The 2,825-nt window shown below is 26.9% G+C and carries 4 protein-coding genes and 1 pseudogene; 1 reads left to right on the top strand and 4 read right to left on the bottom strand.

From position 1 onward, the window contains the following. Positions 1-1,208, top strand: a 1,208-nt coding sequence (locus tag HMPREF9131_RS00990; RefSeq protein ID WP_009344871.1) for a hypothetical protein, incomplete at its 5' end; no start/stop codon positions are given. A gap of 182 nt (positions 1,209-1,390) precedes the next feature. Here HMPREF9131_RS00990 and rpsR read toward each other — a convergent pair. From rpsR to HMPREF9131_RS08530, 4 genes and pseudogenes are all read right to left on the bottom strand, one after another. Then, the gene (gene rpsR / locus HMPREF9131_RS00985; protein WP_004825542.1) at positions 1,391-1,615 is read right to left on the bottom strand and encodes a 30S ribosomal protein S18; all 225 of its coding nucleotides are present in this window, start codon (positions 1,613-1,615) and stop codon (positions 1,391-1,393) included. Positions 1,616-1,627: 12 nt separating this feature from the next. Further along, positions 1,628-2,176 (bottom strand): single-stranded DNA-binding protein, encoded by a 549-nt coding sequence (locus HMPREF9131_RS00980; protein ID WP_004825601.1) that lies wholly within the window; start codon positions 2,174-2,176, stop codon positions 1,628-1,630. Between the two features lie 9 nt (positions 2,177-2,185). Further along, entirely contained in the window at positions 2,186-2,470 is a 285-nt protein-coding gene (gene rpsF / locus HMPREF9131_RS00975) for a 30S ribosomal protein S6 (protein ID WP_004825474.1), read from the bottom strand. A 126-nt stretch (positions 2,471-2,596) separates the two neighbouring features. Next, positions 2,597-2,825 (bottom strand): annotated as a pseudogene (locus HMPREF9131_RS08530) (ferrous iron transporter B); the annotation flags it as partial.

Here is a 2,825-nt window from a genome sequence, read left to right as displayed (position 1 = left end):
ATAGTCAGCATTTTATCAATAAGGAATTTAATAATTATTTTTTAAGGGTTTCTAAGTACCAAAATGAATATGTTATTGTCCAAGTCAATACATCTTTTAATGATGAATTCAGAGATTTTTTAATTAAAGATTTGAGAGATTATTTAAACTACGAAAAAATAAATATAAAAAAATTTGCTGATATGAAATCTTATTTAAAAGAAAATCTTATTAATATTTTTTATGTATATGGTTCATCCCTATCTGATTATTCAACCTATGTCCAAGAGAGATTTGATGAAGACCAAGAAAATAGATTTTTAAATAAGGCATTTTCAAAAGAAGACAAAGAACTTTTTAATAAATTTTCTTTGAGCCTCTCAAACTCAACAAAAAATTTTCAGCTAAATAGAGATGAAATAATGTATTATGTATCTTTAATATATGATGAATATTTAAAAAAGAACGATTTGAATTATTCCTCCTACAAGGACCTAGATTTTAAAAAAATATATTATGAGCTCTCTTTAAGAGGTCAATTTTGCAATTTGAGTGAATTAAATAATTCTCTGATGCTCTTTAAAAACTATTATTTATATATAAAAAAATATAATAAAAATTTTGATGACTTGCCAATAAAATCTATAGATATGGCAATTGACAATACCTTTATATATCAAAATCTGCTACAAAACTCTATAGAAGGCTATTTTGTAGATGAAACTTTATTAGATATAATAAAAAATTCATATTTTGAAGAATCAAAATTCATTAATGAATTTGAAAATTTTATAGACTATATACAATATTACTATTTATACGAAAACAAAAACGGAGAATTATCCCCTGCAGTTGTAAAAAGTATTTCTAAAGAGCTAGGACTAGAGGCAACAAAAAATGTTAAAAATTTAAGAGAATATCACTTTCCTGAGCTTATGGTATTTTTAAAATTTGCTAAAATAAAAAATATAATAAGTCTTGAAAAGGAAAATTTATTTAAACATGGTCTTTATGAGCTTTCAAGTAATGCATACAAATATCTAAACTTAGATTATAATGAAAAATTAGCCCTTTGGTTTTCAACCTTAATTAATAAGGAATTTTACAGAGATATGTATTCAAAAAATAAGATTTATAAAATCAAAAAATTTATGATAGATTTATTCGTCAAAATAGATGAAAATAAGTTGGAAAAAATTATTCTTATAAAGGTGAATATGAACCAATAATAGGAATACTTATAGATCTTGGAATCTTCAAAGACTTTGATAAACTTGAATTTACAAATTTGGGCAAAAAATATTCAAATATTACAACAAACTAATTCCCATAAAAAATATAATAAATATTGATTTCAAGAAATAAAATAAGAGCAAGTAGAAAACCTTGCTCTTAATTATTATTCATTTAATTATTCTGCACTATATGGAATTAGTGCGATTTGACGAGCTCTTTTAATAGCTACAGTCATTTCTCTTTGATGTTTTGCATTAAGTCCTGTAATTCTTCTTGGAAGAATCTTTCCTCTTTCAGAAATATAATTTCTTAACATATCAACATCTTTATAGTCAATTTTTTTAGTTTTATCCTTTTCAAAAGGATCAACTTTTTTTCTCCTAGTAAATCTTCTTTGCACCTTTACTCCTCCTTAGAACGGTATGTCATCATTATCCATTGGGAAAAATCCCTCATCATCCGAATTGGAGTCACCATTTGAAAAATCATCATTATTATATGCTGAATTTACAGGTGGATTATTTGCATTATTGTTATTGTTGTAAGATTGATTAGGAACTTGATTATAGTTATTATTTCCGTAATCTTGATTGTAAGAATTGTTAGAGGAATAATTTCCTCCACCAGCTCTAGACGCAAAATCCATAGTATTTACAACAACATCTGTAGTATAAATTCTTCTGCCATCTTTTTCATAAGAGCCAGTTTGAATTCTACCTTCTACTGCAATTTGGTCACCTTGGTGGCAATAATTTGCTATAAGTTCTGCTGTTTGTCGCCATGCAGTACAAGAAATAAAATCTGCAGTTTGTCCGTGATTAGATTCAATCTCTTGTCTTTTTTCTTTGCCTAAACGTCTATTGACTGCAAGGGTAAATCTCACAACAGCAACACCACCTTGTGGTGTGTATCTCAATTCAGGATCTCTGGTAAGTCTGCCTAATAAACAAACATTATTCATAATTTCTCCTTATTTTTCTACCTTGATTACCATAATTCTCATAATAGGGTCACTAATTCTTGCAATTCTGTTAATTTCTTGAATTTCTTCAGGATCACAATCAAATTCTACAAAAGTGTAATAAGCTTCTTTGTAGTAATCAATTTCGTAAGCAAGTTTTTTCATTCCCCATTCGTCGATATTGTTGATTTTACCATGTTTTTCCATAATACCTTTAATTCTTGTAAAAGAAGCTTCTCTTTTTTCTTCTTCTACATCAGGATAAAACATAATCACTGCTTCGTATTTATTCATAATTCACCTCCCTGTGGACATAAGGCATAGCTTAACTATGCAAGGATTCTTTTGAATCTTTTAAATTATATACTTAAAAACTTTATCTGTCAAATCTTACCATCTCAAAAATTTAATAAAATAATCTCAAAATATAGCTAAAAATAATTTGGCCAAGCTTGTAAAACATATACAAGAAACTATTCCAAAAACTGTAGGCAAGATAAAAGAAATTACAGTCCATTTTATTGATCCAGTTTCCTTATGAATTGTTAAAAGTGTTGTCCCACATGGCCAATGCATTATGGAAAATAAAATAACATTAATGGCTGTAATTATAGTCCATCCATTATTTACAAGTAAATTTCTCATTACA

Origin of the sequence: Peptoniphilus sp. oral taxon 836 str. F0141, assembly GCF_000179335.1 — a bacterium.
Classification (GTDB): domain Bacteria; phylum Bacillota; class Clostridia; order Tissierellales; family Peptoniphilaceae; genus Peptoniphilus_A; species Peptoniphilus_A lacrimalis.
Note: the sequence above shows the minus strand (reverse complement) of the source record. Positions and strands in the feature narration are given on the sequence as shown.

What these genes read in the sequence shown, in the direction of transcription:
- HMPREF9131_RS00980 (WP_004825601.1), bottom strand. Translation starts at nt 2,176, where the DNA reads ATGAATAATGTTTGTTTATTAGGCAGACTTACCAGAGATCCTGAATTG.
- rpsF (WP_004825474.1), bottom strand. Translation starts at nt 2,470, where the DNA reads ATGAATAAATACGAAGCAGTGATTATGTTTTATCCTGATGTAGAAGAA.